This is a genomic window from Caballeronia sp. dw_276 (assembly GCF_018449635.1).
In the GTDB taxonomy this organism is placed as follows: domain Bacteria; phylum Pseudomonadota; class Gammaproteobacteria; order Burkholderiales; family Burkholderiaceae; genus Caballeronia.
Genome location: NZ_JAAVUV010000014.1, coordinates 119,044 through 144,697 on the forward strand (window position 1 = coordinate 119,044; position 25,654 = coordinate 144,697).

A 25,654-nucleotide genomic window follows, 5' to 3' on the forward strand; every position below is an offset into this window, starting at 1 on the left:
GGTTGGGCTGTGTGTCGGCGAAAAGCCGTTCATGGCAACGTGAACGGCTTTTTGTTTATTTTTCGGATATCTTGTGGACGTTACTGACACGTTACTGAGGCGAATTTTTTCGATTCACTGATCTTTTCCCACACGCTTAAGGCTTGCAATCCATTTTGACGGCCTTATTTACGACTGAACTGATTCCACTACTGGGGAAATGAAAATGTCAGGAACCCAACTCCTCCCGCAGGAACGCATTACTCTCCCGCTGCTCCCGCTGCGTGACGTAGTCGTTTTCCCGCACATGGTGATTCCGCTCTTTGTTGGACGACCCAAATCGATCAAGGCCCTCGAAGCTGCGATGGAAGGTGGCAAGCACATCATGCTTGTTGCACAGAAAACCGCCGCGAAAGACGAGCCGACCGAAAAAGACATGTACGAAGTGGGATGTATCGCAAACATCCTGCAAATGCTCAAGCTTCCCGACGGTACCGTTAAGGTGCTCGTGGAAGGCTTGCAGCGTGCCAAGACGCTCACGATCGAAGAACAGGAAACGCAATTTTCCTGCGACGTGATGCCGCTCGAACCCGACCATGCCGACAGCGCCGAAACTGAAGCGCTGCGCCGCGCAATCGTGTCGCAGTTCGATCAATACGTGAAGCTCAACAAGAAGATCCCTCCTGAGATCCTGACGTCGCTGTCGGGCATCGACGAAGCAGGTCGTCTGGCCGATACCATCGCGGCGCATCTGCCGTTGAAGCTCGACCAGAAACAGCACATTCTGGAAATGCTTCCGGTTGTCGAGCGCCTCGAACATCTGCTTGCGCAGCTCGAAGCCGAGATCGACATTCTTCAGGTCGAAAAGCGTATCCGTGGACGCGTGAAGCGTCAGATGGAGAAGAGCCAGCGCGAGTATTATCTGAACGAACAGGTCAAGGCGATCCAGAAGGAATTGGGCGAAGGCGAGGAAGGTGCCGATCTCGAGGAACTCGAGAAGCGCATCACCAACGCGCGCATGCCGAAGGAAGCCAAGAAGAAGGCTGACGCCGAGTTGAAGAAGCTCAAGCTGATGTCGCCGATGTCGGCTGAAGCGACCGTCGTGCGTAACTACATCGACACGTTGATTGGTTTGCCGTGGCGCAAGAAGAGCAAGGTCAACAACGACCTCTCGAATGCGGAACGCGTGCTCGACGAAGATCACTTTGGCCTCGAGAAGGTCAAGGAACGGATCCTCGAGTATCTTGCGGTTCAACAACGGGTAGAGAAGGTCAAGGCGCCTATCCTGTGTCTCGTCGGGCCTCCGGGCGTCGGCAAGACCTCGCTGGGCCAGTCGATCGCGCGTGCAACGAACCGCAAGTTCGTGCGCATGGCGCTTGGCGGCGTGCATGACGAGTCCGAGATTCGCGGTCACCGTCGCACGTACATTGGGTCCATGCCAGGCAAGATCCTGCAAAGCCTCGCGAAAGTCGGCGTGCGCAATCCGCTTTTCCTGCTCGACGAAGTCGACAAGATGGGCATGGATTTCCGCGGCGACCCGGCCTCCGCTCTGCTTGAAGTGCTCGATCCGGAACAGAACCATACGTTCGCCGATCACTACATTGAAGTGGACTTCGACTTGTCGGACGTGATGTTCGTAGCGACGTCGAACTCGCTGAATATTCCGCCGCCGTTGCTCGACCGGATGGAAGTGATTCGCCTGTCGGGTTACACCGAGGACGAGAAGGTCAACATTGCGCAGAAGTATCTGTTGCCTAAACAGACGCGCAATAACGGCCTCAAGGCCGGTGAAATGGATCTCACGGAAGAAGCGATCCGCGACATCATCCGTTACTACACGCGTGAAGCCGGCGTTCGTTCGCTCGAACGCGAAATGTCGAAGATCTGCCGCAAGGTCGTGAAGATGCTTCTGCTGAAGAAGGCGGAAGGCGCGGTCAAGGTCGACGGCAGCAATCTCGACACGTTCCTCGGCGTGCGCAAGACCGACTTCGGTCTGGCCGCGAAGGAGAACCAGGTCGGTCAGGTAACGGGTCTCGCGTGGACGGAAGTGGGCGGCGATTTGCTGACCATCGAAGCCGCGGTGATGCCGGGTAAGGGCAACATCATCCGTACGGGCTCGCTCGGCGACGTGATGAAGGAATCGGTCGAGGCTGCACGCTCGGTGGTGCGTTCACGCTCGCGTCGTCTGGGGGTATCGGATGAGGCGTTCGAGAAGAAGGACATCCACATCCACGTGCCCGAAGGTGCGACGCCGAAGGACGGTCCGTCTGCAGGTATCGCGATGACGACGGCGCTCGTGTCCGTGCTGACCGGTATCCCGGTTCGCGCCGATGTTGCGATGACCGGCGAGATCACGTTGCGTGGCGAAGTGTTGCCTATCGGCGGATTGAAGGAGAAGTTGCTGGCGGCGCATCGCGGCGGCATCAAGCTCGTGCTGATCCCTGAAGAAAACACGAAGGATCTCGCTGAGATTCCGGACAACGTGAAGAACGCGATCGAGATCGTTCCGGTTCGCTGGATCGACAAGGTACTCGAGCTTGCGCTCGAACGTGTTCCTGCCGCATTGCCCGAAGAAGAAGCGAAACCCGCAACACCTGCGGTTGCCGAGAAGAAGGAAGGCCCTGCAACGGGCGAATTCGTAAAGCATTAATGGTGGTTGCTGGTTGAGAAAGTAAAAACCCGCGGGTGCTCCCCGCGGGTTTTTTATTGCGCGCTCGATACGCGAATAATGCGACGCGGATCAGGCTCAATCCCGGTTGACACGCGTGTTTCGGCTACTTCTAATGACCGCCGCATATAGGGCTCAAGCCCTGTGCCGAAAGCAATTGGCTTCTTGAAGCATCGCCCAACCACATACCATCATCGGGGGAGCACAATGAACAAGACAGAACTGATCGACCATATTGCGCAGCAGGCGGATATTTCGAAAGCAGCGGCCGGACGAGCGCTCGAAGCTGTGATCGGCGGCGTGAAGACGACGCTGAAAAAGGGCGGATCGGTAACGCTCGTGGGCTTCGGAACTTTCGCCGTTGGTAAGCGCACCGCGCGCACGGGCCGCAACCCCCGCACGGGCGACGCGATCAAGATCAAGGCCGCGAAGGTCCCCAAATTTCGTGCTGGCAAAGCGCTAAAAGATGCGCTAAACTAGCGGACTCGCTGGGTACGGAACGGTTTTAAAACAGTTTCGAGTCCGGCAGAAACGCACAAAGTTTGCAAAGCGGGGTGCTTAGCTCAGTTGGTAGAGCGGCGCCCTTACAAGGCGTAGGTCGGGAGTTCGAGCCTCTCAGCACCCACCACCGTTTTGCAGGCACAACGTGCATTAAAAAACCCACATGGCTTTTGGCTCTGTGGGTTTTTTGTTTTCCGAAAATCGAGAGCGATGCACGGCATCGCTTCAGTACCGCTCAGTTCAGCCAGGCGGGCTTGATGATACGCGGTCTCCAGCCACCGCTATCGCGCTGACAAATTTCCCGATGATCTGCGCCACCTCGACCGGTGCTTCCAACGGCGACAGGTGGCCCGTTCCAGGCAAGATATGCATTGCCGCGTGCGGAATACGCGGCAGCAGTTCCGTCTGCAGCGTTGCGACAGAATCGACCTGATCGTACTCACCAGAAATGACGATCGTCGGCACGTTGATCGATGTGACCTCCGCGGTAATGTCTTCGCACATCGCCATGTTTGGCCAGGCCGCCTTGGCTTGCGGTGCAGACTTCAGGCTGTCCTCGATGACTTGCTCACGGAGAGCGGCGTCAAGCGGTCTTGCGGTCAGGACATGATCAATGACGAATTCGACTGATTCGCGCGATTGATATGCGCCGGCCAACGTAGCGCGTTGCTCATCCGGAAGGAGTGTTGGAGACGGAGGCGAAGGGGCCACGAGCACGAGGCCTTCGAGTCCGCTTGGCCGACGCGATGCAATGAGTTGAGCGACCTTGCCGCCCATCGAATGGCCGACCAGAACGTAGCGCTGCAGACCCAGCGCCTCGATGACGCCTTCGGCATCGGCGGCAAGATCGGCAATGCTATATCTATCGGCTGGTGCATCGGAAGCACCCCAGCCACGAAAATCCATGGCGACGATTCGATACCGGTCGGCCAACTCGCTCGCCACCCGGTCCCATGTCCGCGACGAGCCTCCGTAGTAATGCAGAAACACCAGCGCCAATTCGCCGCTGCCTTGCTGCGTGACGTGAATCCGCGTGCCGTTCGATCTGATTTTCATTTGCGTGCACCTTCTCCTTTAGCTGACATCCGAATGGTAGATTCAAGGCCACCATTTGATAATTGTCGGAATCGTGTACTCAGTCGATAATCCTGCTATCGAATCAGGGCGCGGGGTAAATGAGCATGGATCGAATGACTAGCCTCGGCGTGTTCGTAGCCGCAGTCGAGGAAGGTAGCTTTGCTGCTGCGGCACGCCGTTTTGGGCTATCGGCAGCAATGGCCGGCAAGCATGTAAGTGCAATCGAGGCGGACGTGAACGCGCGGCTGCTCCAGCGCACCACCCGGCGCTTGAGCCTGACCGATGCCGGCCAGACCTACTACGAGCGCTGTAAGCGGATTCTCGAAGCGTTCGACGAAGCGAATCGCGAGGCGGGAGATTCGCAAGGTACGGCGCGTGGGCTACTGCGCGTTGCGGCACCGGTCACATTTGGCGCCATGCACCTGGGCGGGATTGTTGCGCGTTATCTAGAGGACCATCCGCAAGTGAACGTGGAGGTGACACTCGGCGATCGCTACGTCGACCTGATCGAGGCAGGCGTGGACGTTGCAATCCGGATCGGACGGCTGCAGGACTCGGGACTCGTGACGCGCCGGCTTGCGCCATGCAGGATGGTCATGTGTGCGTCGCCCGCATATCTGGAGCGTCATGCAACGCCCCACATGCCCGAGGACCTGCGAAGCGCGCAGCGACTTGCATTCAGCGAGGCTGTCTCGGCTGATGACTGGACCTTGCTCGATGCGAACAACCACGCGCATGTCGTTAACGGACCATGCCGGGTGGCGGCCAACAATACACAAATGCTGCTCGCCGCCGCGCTCGCCGGAGCCGGCATTGCGTATGGCCCGACCTTCGTATTCGGCGAACACCTCAGGCGGGGCGAACTCGTGGCGCTGCTGCCGGCCTATCGCGCGGCTGATCTGGCGATTCAAGCGGTCTATCCGAGCGCGCGGCGCATACCGCTGAAGGTACGCCGGTTTGTCGATTATCTTGCCGTGACGTTTGGCGATGAACCTCCTTGGGACCGCAGGGAGGGGTTCTAGAAAAGTCGCTGTTGACCGGATGTTCCGGAATCAGGAATTGTATGCAGCGCGCCGGCCACTGGCGGTTCCATTAAAGAGGCCGGAATCGTGTACATGCTAGACGTCACGAGAAGCAGAGAAAAAACGCCGCCAAACGTTTGCGATATATGGAATCGCACGGAAGACAAAGAGCCCTAACGCGCTATCTATCGTCAAGGCTTGGCGTAGATGTCGTTGATGTTGGCGAACGACTGGGTTTCACGACGGAACGTGAGCCGCTCGGTCGCACGTCGGCGCGCAATGAATCTCTGGGTATCCGCACGCCGGCTCGCAGTAACGCTGACCCCCGCCGCAGGGGCTATGATTGCGGGTCCGTTGGCAGGCGTGCCGGTCTGCGCCACCGCGCGCAGCAGCATGTCGCGCGCCTCGGAATCCGAGACGTCGCTTGCCAATGCATCGCCCGCGGCTCGCAGCACGCATGGAGTGTCGCCGGCTTTCTCGCATGCGCGCGCAAGTCCAATCGCCGCGTCCCGGGCAAGTTCGCGCTGAATCAACTCGTTTGTGATTTGCCGGACATCGCCGCGTTTGCTTTCGCTTGCCGGCAACATCGCGAGGCGCGTGCGGGCGTCGCGCAGCTCGCCGCGTAACATCGCGAGCCGGGCGGCATCGATCGTGCCCGTCAGATCGAGCGATGCGGTTTTCGGGCCGAAAGGCACGTCGATCAGGGGATCGGGCGCGAGCCGCGGAATGCTGTTCTGCGCGACAGGCTCTGCTGCCAGTTCCGAGTCTCCACGTCCCGATACTGGGCCGAAGGCAATGTACAAGCCGCCCGCAAGCAACGCGACGAGGGCCGCGCCAATCCCTGCACGCCAAAGCGTGCGGCCGGATTCGCTGCTCGCCGCGCCGGCAGCGTCGGTCTCGTAGGGGGCGGGCTCTTCGACGCTTGGGTAAGCAGAGTCCATCGAAGCGCGCTTCTGCGCGAACCGGTCACGCAACGCGCCTTCACTTGACGCAGGTACGACGGCGGTTGCTGTGGCGGCCGTAATGGCGGAATGCGGCTCGAGTGCCGCGCTGCTTACGGACAGCGCGTTGCAGCGTACGCAAGCGGTATCGGGCGAGTGCAGCGCGTTGCCGCACGTCGGGCAGTAATCAGTCGGATCGATAATGGGCACAGTCGGGTCGCATCAGGAGGCAAAAGCAAATCGCTTAAGACAGATATTAACGGTTTGCGGCGGACGGCGAACGTTCGACTCAAGCATGATCAATGCCGACATGTACTCGGGCGCACACACCAGTACCGCTAAAGGGTTCCCAGCGAGAGACGCGCCAAACCGTAAGAGAACGCCTGTAGAAAATAACCACGCTTTTGAAATTATGTCGCGGCGATTGCACGACGACTTATCGAAGCGTCTCGATTTCCAGCTGTGGAACGTTCACTCGAGGCTCGTGCCGTGGCGTCTGGTCCGTGTGATGAACCGCCAGCGTTTGCCGATGCACGATCCTCTCAAACGCCGCAAGCACGCGCGCGCAAGTAAGTGTCTCGCGCCACCACCTATTTTTCAGGAACGCGCTCGGCACCCATTGCCACGGCAGTACTACTTCGACATTGCCCCAGGCAGGCCGCCATTTCTCTGATACATTCCTGCGCCGGAACACGCTCACCGAAGGAATGCCGAGATTCGACGCAAGATGCCCGATGCCCGAATCATTGCCGATAAACCAGCCGGACTCATACACGTACCCCGCCAGTTCGCTCAGGTCCTGAATCCTCGGCGCGACGATACCCTTTTGCCGCAAGCCTCGCCAACGCTCCCGCTCATGAGGCGCCAGAATGAAAACGACTTCCAGTCCCCGCGCTTTCAGTTGCATCGCGACCTTCATGAAACGGGCAGGTAGCCAGCGCTTGTCGCCTGTGCTCGCTTCCGGATGGATGATGACGCGGTTCGCGTGGCGTCTGTGCACGAGTCCCGCAAGCGCGGTCATGCCGTTATGCGACGTTGCTTCGCGCATGCCGAGCTCGTCGCGGCAGTAATGCATGAAGCGCTCTGCCATCGATCCTTGTCTGTTTCCGTATTCAACGTCATGCAGCGTAATGACACGATCGTGCAGGTCGGCGAGCCTTGGCAGCGGTTGCTGCGGCTGCATTTGAAATACGGCTTCGAATTGCGCGAAGGTTTCCCTGATCTTGCTGTAGTGCGGAAGGGGCAAGATCCGCGCGTGCGGAAACCACGCGCGAAGTGCATGAGCCGGAGCACCGAACACGGTTACATCGATGCCGTGCCTGATCAGATTCTGCACGATCACCATGCAGACGAGCGAATCGCCGATCGCATTCGACATCGAGAATGCCACGCGCCGAAAAGGCAGGAGGCCACGTGAAGGCGTTAAAGCCATCGGGTTTTGCTGGTAGGAATGTTCACGCTGCCTGAATGCCTGAATTCGTCGTTGGGCTGAGAGGGCGCTTCGATTGCGTGTATCGAAACGTTTTTGATCGCAGCGGGACCAACATGATAAGCGCCATTGAGAAAACGCTCACGGGTCACCGCCGACGAACGCCGTGAGGAAGCGAACCAAAAATTATTGTTCAATGAAAATGGCGACTTTTTCCAAGCCCCTAACGTTTGATTTCTTTCATTGCCACTACATGACCATCTATCAGCGACTCAAGGATTTGAATCTGGAATTGCCCGCCGCGCCCAAGCCCGCCGCGTCATACGTGACTGTTGTCGAGGCGTCGAACCTGATCTTCGTTTCGGGGCAAGGGCCGCTTGTCGGGCCGCAGCCGGTTTATACGGGACGTATCGGTGAAACGCTCACGCAGGAGGACGGCTACAAGGCGGCGCGTTTATCAGCGATGAACGCGCTTGCCGCGCTCCATGCCGAGATTGGATTGGACCGTGTGCTGCGGATCGTGAAGCTTACGGGATGGGTCAGCAGCGCCCCCGATTTTTATTTTCAGCATCGCGTGGTCGATGGCGCGTCCGACCTGTTGATCGAACTCTTCGGTGAGAATGGCTTGCATACTCGCTGCGCATTGGGAGTGCATGTTCTGCCGTTCAACATACCGGTCGAAATCGAACTGGTGGCGGCGCTGAAACCAGGGTCGGTTCGAGATGAAGCCTAAAACCATTTGCGGGCTTTCGCGCTGTAAGGTGTGCATCGGTGAACACCCTTAGGACCACGGCCATCCGTGCAAACAACCGCGCTTAACGGTTAGCATGTAGCGCCTCGCCGATAAAAAATACCTGGCATACAGGAGGAGACAAAAGCATGCGCAAGATGCGTTGGATGGTCGTATTTCTTTGCTTCCTTGCTATCGCGATCAACTACATCGATCGTGCAAATCTCGCGGTCGCAGCGCCGCAGATAGAGAAGGCGCTCAATATAGGTCCCGCGCAAATGGGCCTCGTCTTGAGCGGCTTTTTCTGGACCTATGCGTTCATGCAGATGCCGTTCGGCTGGTTCGTCGACAAGATCGGCGGGCGCATTGCATTGCCACTCGCTGTTGGATGGTGGTCCGTGTTCACCGCGCTGACCGCGGCGGCCACGAGCGTGGCCGGCATGTTCGGCTGCCGGCTGATGCTGGGCGTGGGCGAAGCGGGCGCTTACCCCGCATGCGTGAAACTCGTCGCGCAATGGTTCAAGCCGGCGCAGCGCGCGTTCGCAACCAGCATCTTCGATAGTGGTTCGCGGGTCGGCTCGGCGCTTTCCATTCCGGTGGTGGCGCTGATCATCAGCAGCTTCGGCTGGGAAGCATCGTTCATCGCGACAGGCGCGCTCGGCCTTGTATGGGTGCTGGGCTGGTTCGTCATCTATCGCAATCCGTCGCGCGGTGACCTGACGGGTCCCGAAGATGCGGCGCCCGTAATTCGCGAAAAAATACCCGGCCAAAAAATCACGTGGCTTTCGCTCTTCAGGCACCGCACGCTGTGGGGCATGATGCTCGGCTTCTTTTGCCTGAACTTCGTGATCTACTTTTTTATCACGTGGTTTCCGAGTTATCTCGTGCAGACCCGTGGTTTCTCGTTGAAGTCGCTCGGCACGCTCGGCATGATTCCCGCATTGATCTCCATCCCAGGCGGCTGGCTGGGCGGCATTGTTTCCGATGCGCTATACAAGCGCGGCTGGAGCCTCACCAAGGCACGCAAGACCTGCATGGTGGGCGGCATGCTGTTGTCGTCGGTGATCACGGTGTCGGCATTCACGACGAGCACGGCCTTGATGCTTGCGTGTTTCGGCATTGCATATGGGAGCCTGGCGTTCGCGGCGGCCAGCATCTGGTCGCTTCCCGGCGATGTTGCGCCAACGCCGGATCACGTTGCATCGATTGGCGGCATCCAGAACTTTGCTTCGAATCTCGCGGGCATCGTCATCACGACGTTCACCGGTTTCATGGTGCAACTCACGAAGGGCTCGTTCACCGTGCCGCTGGTTGTCGCGGGCGGTTTCTGCGTGCTCGGCGCATTCAGTTACCTGGTGATCGTGGGGAAGGTCGAGCCGCTGCATTTACCCGATGACCCATCGCACGATTTGGCAGCATCGCAAGGTATTGGCGGCCACTGAAAACGCATCTTTTCATCCCGATATAAAAATCTTCGCACCGCCGGAAATTTCGTTATATACTTCGTCCCCGATTGATTGAAACGGTTGCGGAGCAAGGCTGACAAGGGGGTTGTCCAACTTTTCGGCAGATCGCTTTCCGGTTCGGATCATTGAGGTAAGCAGCACAAAATGGAGTGGTAGTTCAGTTGGTTAGAATACCGGCCTGTCACGCCGGGGGTCGCGGGTTCGAGTCCCGTCCGCTCCGCCAACATCTTGTTTCAAGCAGCATCAAAGCAATTTCTCAAAGCCCGCCCATAGCGGGCTTTTTGCTTTGTGCGCGTCCATTGAATAGCCTCGATCGTGGACGGCGGCGATTCGTCATCCAGTATCATTAACGAACCCGGTTAATGACTTCAGCACGATGCCCGACGACCACAAACCCCCGGCTTCAGCGCCGCCTCGCATGGCCGATGTAGCGCGTATTGCCGGGGTCTCCAAGATGACCGTATCGCGAGTCCTCGCCGGCAGGCCGGTGGGCGCCGCCACGCGCGAACGCGTGCTGAGCGTGGTCAACGAACTGGGTTACGTGGCGGACGCGGCGGCGGGGGCTTTGTCGTCGGGGAAATCATCATTTGTCGCGGTACTGGTGCCGTCGCTGTCGAGTTCGAATTTCTCCGATACCGTGCGCGGCATCAACGACGTGATCGAACCGGCCGGCATGCAGTTGCTGCTCGCCAACACGGACTACGAATTGCCGCGTGAGGAGGAACTCGTGCGCGCGATGCTGCGTTATCAGCCGCGCTGCATCGTGCTGACGGGCAGTCATCACACCGTGGAAACGCATTCGTTGCTCGCCCGCGCACGCATTCCGATTATCGAAACATGGGATATGCCGGTCAATCCTATCGACCGCGTCGTGGGGTTTTCTAACGTCGATGCGTCGCGCGCGATGGTGCGTCATCTCTACGAGCGCGGGTATAAGCGCATCGCGTTTGTGAGCAGCGCGTCGAAGCTGGATAGCCGTGGTATCGATCGTCGTCGCGGGTATTTGAAGGAGGTGAAGGCTTCCGGCTGCGAACCGCGCGATATCACCAAAAGCGCGTGGACCACGACCATGGCGCACGGCGTTGCAATGGCGCACGGCGCGGCCGCGTTGCAACAGTTACTCGAACGCTGGCCCGATACCGATGCCGTCATGTGCGCCAGCGACATCCACGCGTTCGGCGCGGTGATGGCGTGTCATCGGCTGGGCTTATCGGTTCCGCGGGATATCGCCATTGCGGGGTTCGGCGACTTCGAAGTCTCGCGGCATTGCTATCCCACCATCACGACCGTTTCAGTCGATGCATACGGTATTGGCCGGGCGACCGGCGAGTCCTTGCTCGCAGCCCTGGACGAAGCAGAAGGCGATGAAAAGCGGGACAAGACGCGCGGCGTAAAGACGACGCGTGCGACGAAGCGCAAACCGTCGCCGCCCGTGGTCGAGATTCACTACGAAGTCGTGCCGCGCGAGAGCACGTAGCGCGCTCGCGCGGTTGCTGTTCGGCTAGTGGTTGTGCCGCGATTCGCCGCGCGTTTCGACAATGTTGAGATACAACGTCGCCGGTTCCAGGCACGCGCCGCTGCCTTGCTGTCCCACCATGCTCCGGTAGATCTCTTCCCACGGCGTCATGTTCTTGAGCACCGGCGGTTTCCACGCCGCACGCCGTTGCGCGAGTTCCGCTTCAGGAATCATCAGATCGACCTTGCGCGTCTTCAGATCGATGCGAATCTTGTCGCCCGAAACGAGCAAAGCAAGCCCGCCGCCAACAGCCGCTTCCGGCGACACATTAAGAATCGAAGGGCTCGCCGACGTCCCGCTTTGCCGGCCATCGCCGAGCGTAGGCAACGTATCGATACCGCGCTTGAGCAACGCCGCCGGCGGCTGCATGTTCACCACTTCTGCGCCGCCCGGGAACCCGACCGGACCACAATTGCGGATGACGAGGATCGAGCGTTCATCGACACCCGTTGCCGGGTCTTCAATGCGCGCGTGATAGTCCTCCGGGCCTTCGAACACGACGACCTTGCCCTCGAACACGTCGGGATGGTCGGGGTCCGCGAGAAAGCGTTTGCGGAAGGCTTCGTCGATCACGCTGACTTTCATCACGGCGCTGTCGAACAAGTTGCCCGAGAGCACCACGTAACCGGCCGATTCCCTCAGCGGGTTTTCATACGCGCGGATGACTTCGCGATCCGGCGCGGGAACCGTGGCCAGATCTTCGGCCAGCGTCTTGCCGGTGACGGTGCGCACGGTTGCGTCCAGGCGGCCGGCGTTGAAGAGTTCCTTCATCACAGCCGGCACGCCGCCTGCGCGATGAAACGCTTCGCCGAGAAACCGTCCCGCCGGCTGGCAATCGACCAGCAGCGGCACCTCGGGCCCGAGCCGTTGCCAGTCTTCCAGCGTATGGTCGATACCCATATGCCGCGCAATCGCGATCATGTGGATCGGACAATTCGATGAAGCGCCAAGCGCCGCCGCCGCGACGACCGCGTTCTCGAAAGCGCCCTTGGTCATGATGTCCGATGGCCGAAGATTCTCGCCGACCATCTCCACAATGCGCTTGCCGGTTGCGTAAGCCATCCATCCACGTTCGCGATGCGGCCCGGGAATCGCCGCGCATCCAGGCAACGACATGCCGAGCGCTTCGGCGAGCGAGTTCATCGAAAGCGCGGTGCCCATGGTGTTGCAATGTCCGACCGACGGCGCCGACGACGCCACCATATCCATGAATCCCGGATAGTCGATCTCGCCCGCCGACAGCCGTTTGCGCGCGTCCCAGATTACCGTGCCGGACCCGGCGAGCTTGCCGTGATACCAGCCGTCGAGCATCGGGCCGCCGGACAGGACGATCGCCGGAATGTTGACCGTCGCTGCCGCCATCAAACATGCGGGCGTGGTTTTATCGCAGCCGGTGGTCAGCACGACGCCATCGATGGGGTAGCCGTGCAGAATCTCCACGAGCCCGAGATAAGCCAGGTTGCGATCGAGCGCGGCGGTCGGCCGTTTGCCGGTTTCCTGGATCGGATGCACGGGGAATTCGAGCGGAATGCCGCCGGCGTCTCGGATGCCGTCGCGTACACGTGTGGCGAGATCGAGATGATGGCGATTGCACGGCGCCAGATCGGAGCCCGTCTGCGCAATGCCGATGATCGGCTTGCCCGACTGCAACTCTTCGCGCGTGATGCCGTAGTTCATGTAGCGCTCGAGATAAAGCGCGGTCATGCCGGGGTCAGAGGGGTCGTCGAACCAGCGGCGGCTGCGAAGACGGTTTTGTGGGGTGTTTGATTGATTCGACATGCTTGTCTGTCCGTTTTAATTGTATGGGGAGTCAGTGATTCGATCGATGCTCAACGCGTGCGAAACTCAGTCACGAGCGGCGCGCCATCGAAAAACGCTTTTAAATTTTCACGCACCAGTTGCGCCATCGCGCCGCGCGTCTCGACGGTCGCGCTGGAGCGGTGTGGCTGCAGCACGACGTTGTCCAGCGTGAAAAATCGCGGATCGATTGACGGCTCGTTCCAGAATACATCCAGCGCGGCGCCGCGAATACGGCATTCGCTTAAGTATTCGAGCAATACGGGTTCATCGACAATACTTCCTCGCGCGATGTTCACCAGGATGCCATTGGGGCCGAGCGCGTCGAACACGTCGCGGCTTACCAATCCCTGACTTTCCCGGTCCGCTGCGGCGCAGATCACGAGAAAGTCCGACTCGCGCGCAAGGGCCACGGCGCTGTCGCAATACGTGTAGTCGACGTCATCGAACCGAACGCGATCGTGATAGGCAACTGTCATGTCGAACGCGGCGGCGCGCCTGGTAAGCGCCCGTCCCACACGGCCGAGCCCGAGGACACCAAGCCGCTTGCCGAACATGCGCGTGGCGAGCGGTATCGCGGCTTTGCCCCATTGAGCGTCGCGCACGATGCGATCGTTTGCGGGGATCTGGCGCGCAATCGAAAGCAGCAGGCCGATGCCCATGTCGGCGACATCGCCGGTCAGCACATCGGGCGTATTCGTCACGCGAATGCCTCGCTTGGCTGCATGCGCGAGATCGATTGCATCGACGCCAACGCCATACGACACGATGATTTCGAGCGCTGGCAACGCGTCGATCAACTCGGCGCTCGCACCGGCTTCACCGTTGGTCGCGAGCGCGCGAATTCTCGAGCCGACTTCTGCGAGCAGTGCGCCGCGATTCGTGCAATCCGACAAGACATGCAGCGTGTAATGACGCTCCAGTTCGGCCATGTCGCGCTCCGGATACCGGACGACTACCAGTAAATCCGTCTTGTGCATGCCATCTCCCCATGTTAGATTTGATTAATGGTTACCGGTAACCATACCGCACGATGAAACGCGTGTCCAGCAGTTGATCATTTCAAGGTAGCGAGACGATGGCGAATTCAAAGGACCGAGCAGAGGGGATTGCCTTCCTCGGGATCGGCTTGATGGGGGAGCGGCAAGCCCGCGTGCTGCTCAAGGCAGGTTACCGGCTGACGGCGTGGAACCGTACCCGCGACAAAGCGGAGCGTTTGCAAGCGGACGGGGCGCGCATTGCGGACTCGCCGGTCGATGCCGTTCGCAATGCCGACATCGTGATTACGATGCTTGCAAACGGCGAGACGGTGCACGACGTCCTGTTCGCTCAAGGCGTGGCGCAGGCGCTGAGCGCTTGCGCGGTCGTCATCGACATGAGTTCGATCCGCCCCGACCAGGCGATCACTCACGCGCGCCTGCTTGCACAACGAGATGTTCAACATATCGATGCCCCCGTTTCAGGCGGCACGAGCGGCGCGGAAAACGCGACGCTCGCGATCATGTGCGGCGGCGATGCACAGGTTTTCGAGCGGGTATCGAATGTGTTGCGCTGCATGGGGCGGCCCGTGCTGATGGGCGCGCACGGTACGGGCCAACTCGCCAAGCTCGCGAATCAGATGATCGTGGGAACGACTATTGGCGTGGTGGCGGAGGCGTTGTCATTGGTCGCGAAGGGCGGCGCGAACCCTGCAATGCTGATCGAAGCGCTCGCAGGCGGTTATGCCGACAGCACCATCCTGCGCATTCACGGCCGCCGCATGGTCGATGAGAATTTCGAGGTCAGCGGCCGGTCGAGCTCGCAACTCAAGGATCTTCACAACGCGTTGCGCGCGGCGCAGGACGCTGGGGCATCAATGCCGTACACGCAACTCAGCGCACAGCTTTTCACGTCTCTCATAGAACAGCACGGCGATATCGATCACAGTGGAATTGTGAAGATCATCGGCGCGCACGCAGCTTAAAACCGCGGCATAAAACCGCTTCATCCCAAACGTCCGCGCGTTCCGACACGGACGAAATACAAATATATAAATAGCCGGGATTCAACCAACCGGCAAACCGATTTGCAAAGGAGACGCAAATGGATTTGCAGCACCCCACGATACCTTCATCGCCGCTCGCCGATACCGCCATCAAGGCGCCGGTTTCTCCACAGCAATTGCGCCGCGCGATCCTGACAGGCGCGGTTGGAAGCGCCCTCGAATACTATGATTTTGCAATCTTCGGACTTGCATCGGCGCTGGTTTTCAGTCACATCTTCTTTCCGGCGCTGGGGGCAAAAGCAGGGCTTCTGGCGAGCTTTGGCACATACGGCGCCGGCTTTCTCGCGCGGCCTTTCGGTGGCCTGTTCTTTGGTTCCATCGGCGACAGGAAGGGGCGCAAGTTCGTTCTGCTCGTGACCATCGCGATCATGGGGGCATCGACCATGTTGATCGGCTTGCTGCCAAGCGGCACGATCGGCGCGATATCGCTGGTTGTTCTCCGGCTCGTGCAAGGGTTCGGCGCCGGCGCGGAACAGGCGGGGGCATCCACTCTCATGGCCGAAGTCGCGCCCGTCAAACAGCGCGGCTTCTTTGCGGCGCTGCCCTTCGTCGGCATCTTCGCGGGGCTGGGTCTCGCGACGGGCACGTTCAGCATCATGCAGCACGTGCTGGGCGAAGAGGCCATCCTGGCCTGGGCGTGGCGCATTCCGTTTGTATCGAGCGTAGTGCTGATCGGCGTCGCGGTCTGGATCCGGTTGCGCTTGCGTGAAAGTCCAACGTTCCTGAGCCTCGAAGGCGCGCACGCCGTCATCAAGTCGCCGATGAAAACCGTCATCACGCACGCGCGCCGTCCCGTGCTTGCCGCCACACTGATGCGCTTCGCCGAGCAGGGCGGATCGACCATCTACACGACGGTGGTCATCGCGTTCCTGGGCGGAACGGTTGCGGCGAAGATGGGCCTGAAACCGTCCGAACTGAGTTCGATCGGCACGACGGGCGCGCTGATCGCGAGCATGGCCAGCGTCATCACCACACCGATGTTCGGCGCGTTGTCGGATCGCATCGGGCGCATTGCGGTGTATCGGGGCGGCGCGATCTTCATGCTGCTGTGGTCGGTGCCGTCGTGGTACATGGTGAGCACGGGCAAGCCGCTATGGGTCGACATCGCGATGTTCGGCGGCCTCGCGCTTGGCGCAAACAGCATGCTCGGCGCGCAATGCGCCCACTTCTCCGAACTCTTCGGCAACCGCTACCGGTATTCGGGCGTGGCGCTCGCGCGCGAACTGGGCGCGGTGCTGTCGGGCGGAATCGCGCCCTTGCTCGGCATCTACCTGATCGGGCTCTCCGATGGCGCGTTCTGGGTCATGGGCATCTACATGGCGGTTTTGTCGGCGATCACGCTGGTCGGCGTGTCCTTATCGACGGAAACGCGCAGGCGCGACCTGACCTTGCTGGACGACGCCGTGCACTGATTTCATTGCGCAAAACGGGCGCAAACCATTGTTGCGAATCCCGTTTTGGCGGGGCGTTTATCGCGGGCAAACAGGGGGCCAGAAGGGCGCGGATGTTATACTTCGCGCGCTTTACAGAGTGCCCGTTCGTTGACCGAGCGTACTTTCGAGGTGCAACGCGGTTCATCGAATCGTGCAACGCCTTGACTGATAAGGCTCACCGGCAGGAGGTCGTACCTCGTCCACACCGGCCGAATTCACGAGAAAGGCGAACTCCGGTTCGCCTTTTTTATTGCCCGCTGCTGTAACATCGGGCGTTTCGTATTAGGCAGAATCGTCACGCATGCTCGACTTTTTCCGTAACCACCAACGCCTGATGATGGCCCTTTTGATCCTGATCGTCGTGCCGGGATTGGGTATCGTGGGTGTCCAGGGTTTCAGCAGTTTCTTCGACGAAAACGCAAACGTCGCCAGCGTCAACGGCCACAAGATCACGCGTGTCGAATACGACGGCGCAATGCGCCAGCAAGTCGATCGCGCGCGTCAGATGCTCGGCGCGCAGTTCGACCCGAAGATGTTCGAATCGCCGCAAATGCGCGCGTCGCTGATCGACAGCCTCGTTCAACAGCGCGTTCTCGCCGACGAAACCCAGCGCCTGCATTTGACCGCATCGGATCAGGCAGTGCGCCGCGCGCTGCTCGCCGACCCGACGATCGCATCGTTGAGAAAGCCCGATGGTTCCATCGACCTGGATCAGTATAAGCAACTGCTCGCCATGCAGGGCATCACGCCCGAGCAATACGACGAGCGCGTACGTTACGGTCTTGCAACCGATCAGCTTCCCTCGAGCATCCAGTCGACCGCGTTCACGTCGAAGACGCTCGCGCAGAGTTTGACCGAGATCGCCGAACAGCGCCGCGACGTGCAGGGCCTCGCGTTCCGCACGGCCGATTACACCGCGAAGATCCAGCCGACCGACGCCCAACTTAAGGCGTATTACGACGCGCATAGCGCAGAATTGAAGACGCCGGAATCGGCAAGCATCCAGTATTTGGTGATGTCCCCGGCGACTTTGGCAACGGCTATCAAGCCCACGGACGCCGATCTCAAGAAGTACTACGACGACAATATCGCGCGCTTCAAGACGCAGGCCGAAGTGCGCGCGAGCCACATCCTGATCACGGCACCGAAGGACGCAAGCGCGGCGGACAAAGCCAAGGCGAAGGCGCAAGCCGACGCGTTGCTAGCGCAAGTGAAGGCGCATCCGGACCAGTTCGCGCAGATTGCGCAGAAGGAATCGCAAGATCCGGGTTCGGCATCGAAGGGCGGCGATCTGGGTTACTTCTCGCACGGCATGATCGCGGGTGGCAAGGCATTCGACGACGCTGCGTTCGGCCTGAAGAAGGGCGAGATCAGCGGCGTGGTGCAGACGGATTTCGGTTATCACATCATCCAGGCAACGGACGTGAAGCCTTCCGCCACTCAGTCGTTCGACGAAGTGAAGGATCAGATCACGCGTGACGTCACTGCTACGCAAGCGGCGAAAAACCTGGCGGAGCAAGCCGAAGGTTTCACGTCGATCGTCTACGAAAAATCGAAGACGCTGCAACCCGCCGCCGATAAATACAAGTTGCAGATCCAGACCGCGACGGTAGGACCGAAGCCCGATCCGAAGTTGCCTGCTGACAGCCCGCTGAACAATCCGAAGGTCCTGAACGCCATCTTCGCAGCGGACGCGGTGAAGGAACGCAACAACACGCAGGCTATCGATATCGGCAACAGCACGCTGATCGCGGCACGTGTGACGGACTACAAGCCATCTGCTGTACCAGCGCTGGATACGATCAAGGACGCTGTGCGCACCAAGGTCATCGCAGAGCAGGCAGCCGAAATGGCGCGCAAGGACGGCGCGGCGAAGCTTGCCGACGTACAGAAATCGAACTCAACGGCTGGTTTTTCATCGGTGGCGAAGGTTTCGCGTAACGACGCCCAGGGCGTTCCGCCCGCGGCGCTCGCTGCAATCTTCAAGGCGGACTCGTCGAAGCTGCCAACCTACGTGGGCGTCGATCTCGGCGCCGACGGTTACGCGATTTATCGTGTGAACGGGATCGAGAAGCCGGAGCCGGTTGCCGCAGACCGTCTGACGGGCGCGCAGCAACAAGTCGCGCAGGTTTATGCGCAGGCTGAGATGGAGTCGTATCTGGATGCTTTGAAGGCGCGCTCGAAGGTAAAGATCAATGCGCCGACCTCGAACGCACCGGCAGAGCAGCCGCAATAAGCTGAACTGAAGGCAGTAATAAAAAAGCCCCGCTGGCCAAAACCAGCGGGGCTTTTTTGCGACTAAATGCGATTTACAGGCAAGCCTGGATGTCGCCGGTGGCGTCGCTGCCACCTGCGCCTGCAGCGCGGAAGCCGACCCATGAACCCGGGCCCGAATAGTTCGGACGCACGACGGCGGCGGCGCCGTTCGGCGGTTGCTGACCCGGAACGTAGACATCGGCTGCCATGTCGTTCGCGAGCGTGTCCTGCGAGACTACTTGTTGCTGTGATTTATCGGCCCATTTCTGCGCGATACATTGTGCGACGACCTTGGGCGGCTGCTGGCTCGTGCCGACCTGGCTGACGTTGGCGGGCGGTTGAGCGGCGCAAGCCGAGATCGCGACGGTCATAGCGAGAATTGGTAAATATTTCACGTTACCTCCTTTCAATGCGCTCACATGCGGAGCCGGGGTTTTTCAGGGTTACGCGAAAATGTGATGCTTCAATCGTGGCCTTTCTTCGCGCATGGCTGAAAGCCGGCTGGACGACGCATGACGGGGTTTAAACGTGAATCGCTTCAAGACGGCTAAATCCCCATCATTTCGATGGCGTGCCCAGCAATGGTCTCAAAACTGGCCAGACGTTGTTCAATAGCAAAGGCTGGGCCTGAGGGGTCGGATGAATTTGATCGGCCTGGAACATCTCGGGCTTGTTCTCTATGCCTGCAAGCAGAAACGGCACGAGCGGCACATGCTTTTCCTTCGATAATTTTTCGTACACGCCATGGAATTTTTGCGAGTAGTCCGGGCCATAGTTAGGCGGAACGTACATGCCGACGAGTAAAACCTTCGCGTTCACGGCCTGCGACTTTTCGATGATCGAGCGCAAGTTGTCTTCGGTGGTGGCAAGCGGGACGCCACGCAAGGCGTCGTTGGCGCCCAGTTCCACGATCACTACCTTCGGCTTGATCCGGTTGAGCGCGGCGGGCAGGCGGGCAAGACCGCCGCTGGTCGTGTCGCCGCTGATGCTTGAATTGGCAACGCTATAATCGAAGCGCTCTTGCGTGAGCTTCTTGCGCATCAGATTGACCCACCCAGTGTCGCGCGGCAGGCCGTATTCCGCAGAGATGCTGTCGCCGAGAACCACAATGGCTGGCGCAGCCGCGGGCGCGGCCATGGCAGTATTAGCCAAGGCATCGGCCGCACGTGCCGGCGCCGTGGCCGCGCATCCGACCATCGCCAGCAGCGCCAATGTGGCGCGTGGTGTCCAGTTCACCTTAAGTCTCTCCATGCCAAACAATATCGAACCAGTCATTGAAGTACGGGGTTTAAGCAAGCGGGTGAAGGACGCGACAGGTGAATTGATCATCCTCGATCAGATCGACCTGTCGATAGAAAAAGGCAGCAGCGTCGCAATCGTCGGCGCGTCAGGCTCAGGCAAGTCTACTTTGCTCGGGCTGCTTGCGGGTTTGGACAGCGCGAGCAGCGGGTCGGTTCGTTTGCTCGGGCGCGACCTCGGAGCATTGAATGAAGACGAGCGGGCGGCGTTACGCAGTGGATCGGTGGGATTCGTGTTCCAGTCGTTCCAGCTGATGCCGCATCTGACCGCGCTGGAAAACGTGATGCTGCCGTTGGAATTGCGAGGCGGCGTACCGCATAAAGAGATCACTTCGCGCGCACGCGATTTGCTCGAACAGGTTGGATTGGGTCAGCGGACCGCGCATTATCCGAAGCTTTTGTCGGGCGGCGAGCAACAACGCGTGGCGCTCGCGCGTGCGTTTGTAACGCACCCGGCCATTCTTTTCGCCGATGAACCCACAGGCAGCCTGGACGCTGCGACGGGTTACGCGATCATCGACCTGATGTTCGAGATGAACAGACGCAACGGCGCGACGCTGATCCTCGTCACACACGACACCGAACTTGCCGAGCGCTGCGATGCGACGGTGACCATTGAAGCCGGGCGAATCGTGAACGGTTTGAGCGTATAAAAACAAAAGGCGTCTCGTGTGAACGAGACGCCTCATACGGCTTAGATGCCCTTCAATGCAGCCTGCGCCCGCGCGATCAACGCCGATGTCGACGAGTCGTGCTTCGCGGGATCGGCCTTCGAACTGGTGATATCGGCTTCAACGACCTTGCCGAGAATCTTGCCCAGTTCCACGCCCCACTGATCGAACGAGTTGATGTCCCAGACCGCGCCCTGGACCAGCACCTTGTGTTCGTACAGCGCGATGACAGCGCCGAGCGTTTCCGGCGTGAGCGCATCTAGGATGATCGTGGTGGTCGGACGGTTGCCCGGGAAGCTCAGATGGGTCGCGAGTTCTTCCTTGCCCGGTCCTGCAACCTTCTTCGCTTCTTCAAGCGTGCGTCCGAGCATCAGCGCTTCACTCTGCGCGAAGCAGTTCGCGAGCAGCTTTGCGTGATGATCGATGAGCGGATGCTCTGGCTTCAGCACCGCGATGAAGTCGACGGGAATCAGCGTCGGGCCCTGATGCAGCATCTGATAAAACGCGTGCTGACCGTTCGTGCCCGGTTCGCCCCAGATCACGGCGGCGGTCGGGTAATCGACCATGGTGCCGTCGAGCCGCGCCGACTTGCCGTTGCTTTCCATCTCGAGTTGCTGGAGATACGACGAGAGATACCGCATGGCTTGCGAATACGGCGCAACCATCACGCTTTGCGACTCGAAGAAATCGCGGTACCAGATGCCAATCATGCCCATCAGCACGGGCAGGTTGCGCTCGAACGGCGCGGTGCGGAAATGCTCGTCCATCGCATGCGCGCCCGCCAGCAGTTTCTCGAAGTTTTCCGGACCGACCGAGATCACGATCGACAAGCCGACAGTCGACCAGAGCGAATAACGGCCGCCGACCCAATCCCACATCTCGAAGACGTTTTCTTTCGCGATGCCGAACTTGACCACTTCCTCCGGATTCGCCGATACACCCACGAAGTGCTTAGACAACGCGTCTTCCGGGCAGCCGCTCTTCACGAACCATTCGCGCATGGAACGCGCGTTCGTCATGGTTTCGAGCGTGGTGAACGTCTTCGATACAACGATGGCCAGCGTCTCTTCGGCGTTGATGTCCTTGAGCACGTTGTAGATGTCGGCGCCATCGACGTTGGAGACAAAATGCGTCTTGATCTCCGGCAGCGCGAGGTGCTGCAACGCATGCACGACCATCTTCGGGCCGAGATCCGATCCGCCAATGCCGATGTTCACCACATGGCGGATGCGCTTGCCGGTGTAGCCGGTCCACGCGCCGTCGCGAACCTTGTTCGCGAACGCGGCCATCTTCGCTTTTTCGGCGCGGATTTCCTTCTGGAATGGCGAGTTGTCGTCGGTGGAACGCAGCGCCGTGTGCAGCACCGCGCGATGTTCCGTCACGTTGACGATATCGCCGGCGAACACCGCGTCGCGCTTCGCGGCGACATTGGCTTGCTGCGCCAGTTCGACCAGCAACTTGAGCGTGGCTTCAGTGATGCGGTTCTTCGAGAAGTCGACGGAAATGCCGCCGCCATCGAAGGTCAGGCGCTCGGCACGTGATGGCTTGGTGTCGTTTTGCGGCGCGAACCAGTCGCGCAGGCGCTCGTCACGGATGGCATCGTAATGCGCCTGGAGCGCCGGCCAGGCAGGAAGCGAATTGAGCGTCATAACGGTCCGTTTGTCAGTGGGTGGCGGAAAGTGTTGATCATCGCGCGCGGCCGGATCGGGTTCACGTCGGTCGCCTCACGCGAAACAACAAGTATAGCCACGATGGATGAACGAATGCTTGCTTGAGCGTCACGGCGTGCTATCGGCCTGCCATGTTTAGTCACGAAGGGTAGAACAGGCGATTAAGGAGGCTACGAACCTTTGGCGCGAGTTCGCCCGCCGTCAGGCCCGCGGGTCCTTGCCCTTCGCCCGTGAGTGTCTCGGCGGCCAGTCCATGCAAATAAACGCCTGCGAGCGCTGCCTCATACGCAGGCAAGCGCTGCGCGAGGAATGCGCCGATCAATCCACCCAGCACGTCGCCAGTGCCGCCAGTTGCCAGCGCGGCGTTGCCCGTCGGATTAACCGATACGCGCCCGTCCGGCGACGCCACGATCGTCCCCGTTCCCTTCAGTACGGCGACCGCCGCAAAACGCGCGGCCAACTGGCGCGCCGCCGCGATCCGGTCGGCCTGGACCTTCTTCACATCGGAGCCCAAAAGCCGCGCCGCCTCCAGCGGATGAGGCGTCAGTACGCACGGATCGCCGCGCGTGCCGCGTTCGGCGACCTTGGCCGCCAGTTTTTCATCGGATGAAATCAGGTTCAGCGCGTCGGCATCGAAGAGTTTGGGGACATCGAGCGCAAGGACGTCGGCCAGCACCTTTTTCGCGCGCTCGCTTTGGCCCATGCCGCAACCCACCGCCAGCGCGTCCATCTTGTCGAGCGAAAACTGGTCGATGTGATGCAGCATCAGTTCCGGATGCGGCGGATCGTAGGGCGGCGAATCCGTGCCGATGAACGCCACGTTGACTTTGCCGGCGCCGCCGTAGAGCGCCATGCGTGCGGCGAGGATGGGCGCGCCGCACATTCCAGTATCTCCGCCAATGACAGCCAGCGTGCCGAACGTGCCTTTGTTGGTCGCGAAGTCGCGCGGCGGAAGATGCGGGCCGAACAATGACGGTGCGTTCAGCACGACCGAGGGTTGCGCGGGCGCATCGACATCAAGATCCGCGATATAAACCTTGCCCGACAAATCGCGCCCGTCGCCGGTGAAATGCCCCGGTTTCCCGCCGATGAACGTGATCGTGTGTGTCGCGCGAACGGCTTGCGCCCGGCCGTCGTTGCTGCGGCTCACGGGCTCGCCGGTGTCGCTCGACAGGCCGCTCGCGATATCGAGCGCGAGCACGTTGCCGGATGCCCTCGAACGTTTCGATAAACGCGCCGCAATGTCCGCGAATACGCCTTCGAGCGGCCGTCCGAGCCCGATGCCGAACATGCCGTCGACAAGCCAGCCGAAGTCATCGAATGAAGGGGGAATGTCTGTTGTGATTTTCACGCCGGCCTGACGGGCTTCGTCGAGCGCCCAGCGGGCGTCGTCGGGCTTGACCTCGACGGGCATGCACACTTCGACATCAATGCCCGATTGTTTCAGGCGCGCCGCCATCACCAGTGCATCACCGCCGTTGTTGCCGGGGCCCGCCGCGATCCACACCGGCCGCTGCGAGCCGCTGTCAACGACGAACTGCGCCGCTGCCGCGCCGGCGCGCGCCATCAGCGTGTTAGCGAGCAACGATGCCGCCGCACGATGTTCGAGCGCGCGGAGTTCGTCGAGCGTCAGGAGGGCGATCGCGCGACCGCACGGTTCAAAGTACGGCGAAGAAGGTGAATTGAAAGCGGAGTCAGTCATGGCGGCAGCGTTGGATAAGTGCTCGGACCCGCCGCAATTATTGCGCCCAAATGGGCCGTCGGGGGCTTATGTCTTCTGTTCCACCTCGACGCCCGCTGCTAGAACCGGTCGAATCTCAACGCCCTGAGCGTTCGTTCGGGCACGTCGGGTTCTTCGTGGGAGATGAGTGCGGCGATCACTTTCGCGGCTCCGCAAGCGATACCCCAGCCTGCCGGGCCATGCCCCGTGTTGATGAATACCCGCCCGTTCGAGGTTGCGCTCACAACAGGCAGTCCATCCGGCGACACCAGCCGGACTCCGTCCCAGGCACGTGCCGCCGACACCTTCGCTGCGCCCGGAATCCAGTCGTGCGTTGCTTGCCCAAGCAGGGCGAGCGCCCGATGCGTGAGGCTCTCGCTCATCGGCTTGCTGGCTTTGGCGATACTCTGCAACACTGCGCCGCCGGTTACGCGCATGCGCTGATTGATCCGCGTCATCGCGATGCGTTTCACGGAATCGACGATTGTCAGGTGAGGTGCGCGTTCTTCGTAAGCGATCGGCGCGGTCAGCGTGTGCAGGCGCAGTGGATGCAAGGGCAGCGACATTCCCAGCGTGGCAAGCAGCGCCGGGGTTCCGGTGCCAGCGGCCACGACAATGGCATCCGCACCGATCAACTCAACCTCGCGCGACTTGCTGCCTTTATCCTGAGCGCTGTAAAGCGGCGCCAGTTCCACAGCGGCGCGCTGCGACTCGGCGCGAATGGCGGTGACTTCGCGGCCCAGCCGGAACTGAACGCCGTCGTCCTCAAGCACTTGCTTGAGCAGCTTCGTGAACAACGGGCAATTGGCCGTGCGCGCGTCGGGCAGCAGCACGCCGCCAGCCAGCGGCGGATCTTCCGGTATGGACGGCTCCGCGGCAACGCACTCCTCGGCGCTGAGCATGCGGTGCGGCGTTTCGAAACTCTGCAGCAACTTGATTGCCGAATCCGCCAGTTCCAGGTCGCGCTCGTTCCGGAAGACGTGCAAGACGCCGGTGCGCTGTTCAAAGTCGAGCGGGAACTCGGCTTCGATCTCCGCGATGACATCGTGGGAAACATCAACGAGCGGTCGCAAGGCGCCGTACTGGGTGGCGAACCGATGCGGATCGTGAAATTCCGTTAGCTTTTTGGCGAAATCACGCGTTTCCGAATCGAAGCCCGGTTTGAACACAACGCCGGTTTTTGCAGCACGGCGCGTCTGCATGAAGGTCGGCCCGAACCAGACGTCGAGCGGTGAGGGCAGGACGGCGCCGCCGTGACCATAGGTCGCGCCTTGGGCGACCGTGGCGTGGCGCTCGACCACGCAGACGCGGTGCCCGGCCGCACGCAACTGATACGCGGTGGCGATGCCGCCAATTCCGCCGCCGATGACAATGACATCCATGATTCGTTTTCGCCCGAAGGCGCAAGACCTTGACTGGTTCGCGAGCCGGTGCCC

General features: G+C 60.4%; 20 protein-coding genes and 2 tRNA genes. 12 read left to right on the forward strand and 10 right to left on the reverse strand.

Features of this window, described 5'->3' with window-relative positions; all coding sequences use genetic code 11:
- Nucleotides 1-205: 205 nt before the first annotated feature.
- The 3 genes from lon to HB633_RS25750 all read left to right on the forward strand — a co-directional run bounded on the left by lon (nt 206) and on the right by HB633_RS25750 (nt 3,275).
- On the forward strand, nt 206-2,629 hold the full coding sequence (gene lon / locus HB633_RS25740) for an endopeptidase La (RefSeq protein ID WP_213780940.1): 2,424 nt from the start codon (nt 206-208) through the stop codon (nt 2,627-2,629).
- Nucleotides 2,630-2,854: 225 nt separating this feature from the next.
- Nucleotides 2,855-3,127, forward strand: a complete 273-nt coding sequence (locus tag HB633_RS25745) for an HU family DNA-binding protein (RefSeq protein ID WP_213780942.1) — start codon at nt 2,855-2,857, stop codon at nt 3,125-3,127.
- A gap of 72 nt (nt 3,128-3,199) precedes the next feature.
- Nucleotides 3,200-3,275, forward strand: a tRNA-Val gene (locus HB633_RS25750).
- 113 nt (nt 3,276-3,388) lie between these two features.
- Here HB633_RS25750 and HB633_RS25755 read toward each other — a convergent pair.
- Nucleotides 3,389-4,204, reverse strand: coding sequence for an alpha/beta hydrolase (locus HB633_RS25755; RefSeq protein WP_213780944.1), 816 nt, complete (start codon nt 4,202-4,204; stop codon nt 3,389-3,391).
- A gap of 125 nt (nt 4,205-4,329) precedes the next feature.
- On the opposite strand from HB633_RS25755, the gene HB633_RS25760 reads away from it, so the two are divergent.
- Complete coding sequence (locus tag HB633_RS25760; protein ID WP_213780946.1) at nt 4,330-5,247, forward strand: LysR family transcriptional regulator; 918 nt, start codon at nt 4,330-4,332, stop codon at nt 5,245-5,247.
- A 191-nt stretch (nt 5,248-5,438) separates the two neighbouring features.
- Here the strand turns inward: HB633_RS25760 and HB633_RS25765 are convergent, their stop codons facing one another.
- A complete protein-coding gene (locus HB633_RS25765) occupies nt 5,439-6,398 on the reverse strand; it encodes a hypothetical protein (RefSeq protein WP_213780948.1) in 960 nt (319 codons plus the stop codon).
- Nucleotides 6,399-6,624: 226 nt separating this feature from the next.
- Nucleotides 6,625-7,566 carry a glycosyltransferase family 9 protein gene (locus tag HB633_RS25770; RefSeq protein ID WP_255581160.1) on the reverse strand — a complete coding sequence of 314 codons (942 nt, stop codon included), beginning with the start codon at nt 7,564-7,566 and terminating at the stop codon, nt 6,625-6,627.
- 304 nt (nt 7,567-7,870) lie between these two features.
- Between HB633_RS25770 and HB633_RS25775 the strand changes: the two genes are divergently transcribed.
- The 4 genes from HB633_RS25775 (at nt 7,871) to HB633_RS25790 (ending at nt 11,290) form a co-directional block, all read left to right on the forward strand.
- On the forward strand, nt 7,871-8,350 hold the full coding sequence (locus HB633_RS25775) for a RidA family protein (RefSeq protein ID WP_213780951.1): 480 nt from the start codon (nt 7,871-7,873) through the stop codon (nt 8,348-8,350).
- 146 nt (nt 8,351-8,496) lie between these two features.
- Nucleotides 8,497-9,789, forward strand: a complete 1,293-nt coding sequence (locus HB633_RS25780) for an MFS transporter (RefSeq protein ID WP_213780953.1) — start codon at nt 8,497-8,499, stop codon at nt 9,787-9,789.
- 170 nt (nt 9,790-9,959) lie between these two features.
- Nucleotides 9,960-10,036 (forward strand) — tRNA-Asp (locus tag HB633_RS25785).
- 195 nt (nt 10,037-10,231) lie between these two features.
- Nucleotides 10,232-11,290: a LacI family DNA-binding transcriptional regulator gene (locus HB633_RS25790; RefSeq protein ID WP_213781057.1), complete on the forward strand. Its 1,059-nt coding sequence runs from the start codon at nt 10,232-10,234 to the stop codon at nt 11,288-11,290.
- Between the two features lie 24 nt (nt 11,291-11,314).
- On the opposite strand, the gene HB633_RS25795 is transcribed toward HB633_RS25790, so the two are convergent.
- Nucleotides 11,315-13,108 (reverse strand): IlvD/Edd family dehydratase, encoded by a 1,794-nt coding sequence (locus HB633_RS25795; protein WP_213780955.1) that lies wholly within the window; start codon nt 13,106-13,108, stop codon nt 11,315-11,317.
- 50 nt (nt 13,109-13,158) lie between these two features.
- Nucleotides 13,159-14,106, reverse strand: coding sequence for a 2-hydroxyacid dehydrogenase (locus HB633_RS25800; RefSeq protein ID WP_213780957.1), 948 nt, complete (start codon nt 14,104-14,106; stop codon nt 13,159-13,161).
- A 98-nt stretch (nt 14,107-14,204) separates the two neighbouring features.
- On the opposite strand from HB633_RS25800, the gene HB633_RS25805 reads away from it, so the two are divergent.
- The 3 genes from HB633_RS25805 to HB633_RS25815 all read left to right on the forward strand — a co-directional run bounded on the left by HB633_RS25805 (nt 14,205) and on the right by HB633_RS25815 (nt 18,839).
- On the forward strand, nt 14,205-15,089 hold the full coding sequence (locus tag HB633_RS25805; RefSeq protein WP_213780959.1) for an NAD(P)-dependent oxidoreductase: 885 nt from the start codon (nt 14,205-14,207) through the stop codon (nt 15,087-15,089).
- A 119-nt stretch (nt 15,090-15,208) separates the two neighbouring features.
- Nucleotides 15,209-16,582 carry an MFS transporter gene (locus tag HB633_RS25810; RefSeq protein WP_213780961.1) on the forward strand — a complete coding sequence of 458 codons (1,374 nt, stop codon included), beginning with the start codon at nt 15,209-15,211 and terminating at the stop codon, nt 16,580-16,582.
- A gap of 322 nt (nt 16,583-16,904) precedes the next feature.
- Entirely contained in the window at nt 16,905-18,839 is a 1,935-nt protein-coding gene (locus HB633_RS25815; RefSeq protein WP_213780963.1) for a SurA N-terminal domain-containing protein, read from the forward strand.
- A 73-nt stretch (nt 18,840-18,912) separates the two neighbouring features.
- On the opposite strand, the gene HB633_RS25820 is transcribed toward HB633_RS25815, so the two are convergent.
- Both HB633_RS25820 and HB633_RS25825 read right to left on the reverse strand, forming a co-directional pair.
- On the reverse strand, nt 18,913-19,254 hold the full coding sequence (locus tag HB633_RS25820) for a hypothetical protein (protein ID WP_062000838.1): 342 nt from the start codon (nt 19,252-19,254) through the stop codon (nt 18,913-18,915).
- A gap of 163 nt (nt 19,255-19,417) precedes the next feature.
- Nucleotides 19,418-19,996 carry an arylesterase gene (locus tag HB633_RS25825; RefSeq protein WP_255581168.1) on the reverse strand — a complete coding sequence of 193 codons (579 nt, stop codon included), beginning with the start codon at nt 19,994-19,996 and terminating at the stop codon, nt 19,418-19,420.
- A gap of 112 nt (nt 19,997-20,108) precedes the next feature.
- Between HB633_RS25825 and HB633_RS25830 the strand changes: the two genes are divergently transcribed.
- Nucleotides 20,109-20,810 carry an ABC transporter ATP-binding protein gene (locus tag HB633_RS25830; protein WP_056353204.1) on the forward strand — a complete coding sequence of 234 codons (702 nt, stop codon included), beginning with the start codon at nt 20,109-20,111 and terminating at the stop codon, nt 20,808-20,810.
- 41 nt (nt 20,811-20,851) lie between these two features.
- On the opposite strand, the gene pgi is transcribed toward HB633_RS25830, so the two are convergent.
- The 3 genes from pgi to HB633_RS25845 form a co-directional block, all read right to left on the reverse strand.
- Complete coding sequence (gene pgi / locus HB633_RS25835; RefSeq protein WP_213780967.1) at nt 20,852-22,477, reverse strand: glucose-6-phosphate isomerase; 1,626 nt, start codon at nt 22,475-22,477, stop codon at nt 20,852-20,854.
- Between the two features lie 160 nt (nt 22,478-22,637).
- Nucleotides 22,638-24,200 (reverse strand): NAD(P)H-hydrate dehydratase, encoded by a 1,563-nt coding sequence (locus HB633_RS25840; RefSeq protein ID WP_213780970.1) that lies wholly within the window; start codon nt 24,198-24,200, stop codon nt 22,638-22,640.
- 98 nt (nt 24,201-24,298) lie between these two features.
- Nucleotides 24,299-25,600, reverse strand: a complete 1,302-nt coding sequence (locus HB633_RS25845) for an FAD-dependent oxidoreductase (RefSeq protein ID WP_213780972.1) — start codon at nt 25,598-25,600, stop codon at nt 24,299-24,301.
- Nucleotides 25,601-25,654 lie beyond the last annotated feature (54 nt).

Coding starts and splice junctions, on each gene's coding strand:
- lon (WP_213780940.1), top strand. CDS start 206: ATGTCAGGAACCCAACTCCTCCCGCAGGAACGCATTACTCTCCCGCTG.
- HB633_RS25745 (WP_213780942.1), top strand. CDS start 2,855: ATGAACAAGACAGAACTGATCGACCATATTGCGCAGCAGGCGGATATT.
- HB633_RS25755 (WP_213780944.1), bottom strand. CDS start 4,204: ATGAAAATCAGATCGAACGGCACGCGGATTCACGTCACGCAGCAAGGC.
- HB633_RS25760 (WP_213780946.1), top strand. CDS start 4,330: ATGGATCGAATGACTAGCCTCGGCGTGTTCGTAGCCGCAGTCGAGGAA.
- HB633_RS25770 (WP_255581160.1), bottom strand. CDS start 7,566: ATGTCGAATGCGATCGGCGATTCGCTCGTCTGCATGGTGATCGTGCAG.
- HB633_RS25775 (WP_213780951.1), top strand. CDS start 7,871: ATGACCATCTATCAGCGACTCAAGGATTTGAATCTGGAATTGCCCGCC.
- HB633_RS25780 (WP_213780953.1), top strand. CDS start 8,497: ATGCGCAAGATGCGTTGGATGGTCGTATTTCTTTGCTTCCTTGCTATC.
- HB633_RS25790 (WP_213781057.1), top strand. CDS start 10,232: ATGGCCGATGTAGCGCGTATTGCCGGGGTCTCCAAGATGACCGTATCG.
- HB633_RS25795 (WP_213780955.1), bottom strand. CDS start 13,108: ATGTCGAATCAATCAAACACCCCACAAAACCGTCTTCGCAGCCGCCGC.
- HB633_RS25800 (WP_213780957.1), bottom strand. CDS start 14,106: ATGCACAAGACGGATTTACTGGTAGTCGTCCGGTATCCGGAGCGCGAC.
- HB633_RS25805 (WP_213780959.1), top strand. CDS start 14,205: ATGGCGAATTCAAAGGACCGAGCAGAGGGGATTGCCTTCCTCGGGATC.
- HB633_RS25810 (WP_213780961.1), top strand. CDS start 15,209: ATGGATTTGCAGCACCCCACGATACCTTCATCGCCGCTCGCCGATACC.
- HB633_RS25815 (WP_213780963.1), top strand. CDS start 16,905: ATGCTCGACTTTTTCCGTAACCACCAACGCCTGATGATGGCCCTTTTG.
- HB633_RS25825 (WP_255581168.1), bottom strand. CDS start 19,996: ATGGCCGCGCCCGCGGCTGCGCCAGCCATTGTGGTTCTCGGCGACAGC.
- HB633_RS25830 (WP_056353204.1), top strand. CDS start 20,109: ATGCCAAACAATATCGAACCAGTCATTGAAGTACGGGGTTTAAGCAAG.
- pgi (WP_213780967.1), bottom strand. CDS start 22,477: ATGACGCTCAATTCGCTTCCTGCCTGGCCGGCGCTCCAGGCGCATTAC.
- HB633_RS25840 (WP_213780970.1), bottom strand. CDS start 24,200: ATGACTGACTCCGCTTTCAATTCACCTTCTTCGCCGTACTTTGAACCG.
- HB633_RS25845 (WP_213780972.1), bottom strand. CDS start 25,600: ATGGATGTCATTGTCATCGGCGGCGGAATTGGCGGCATCGCCACCGCG.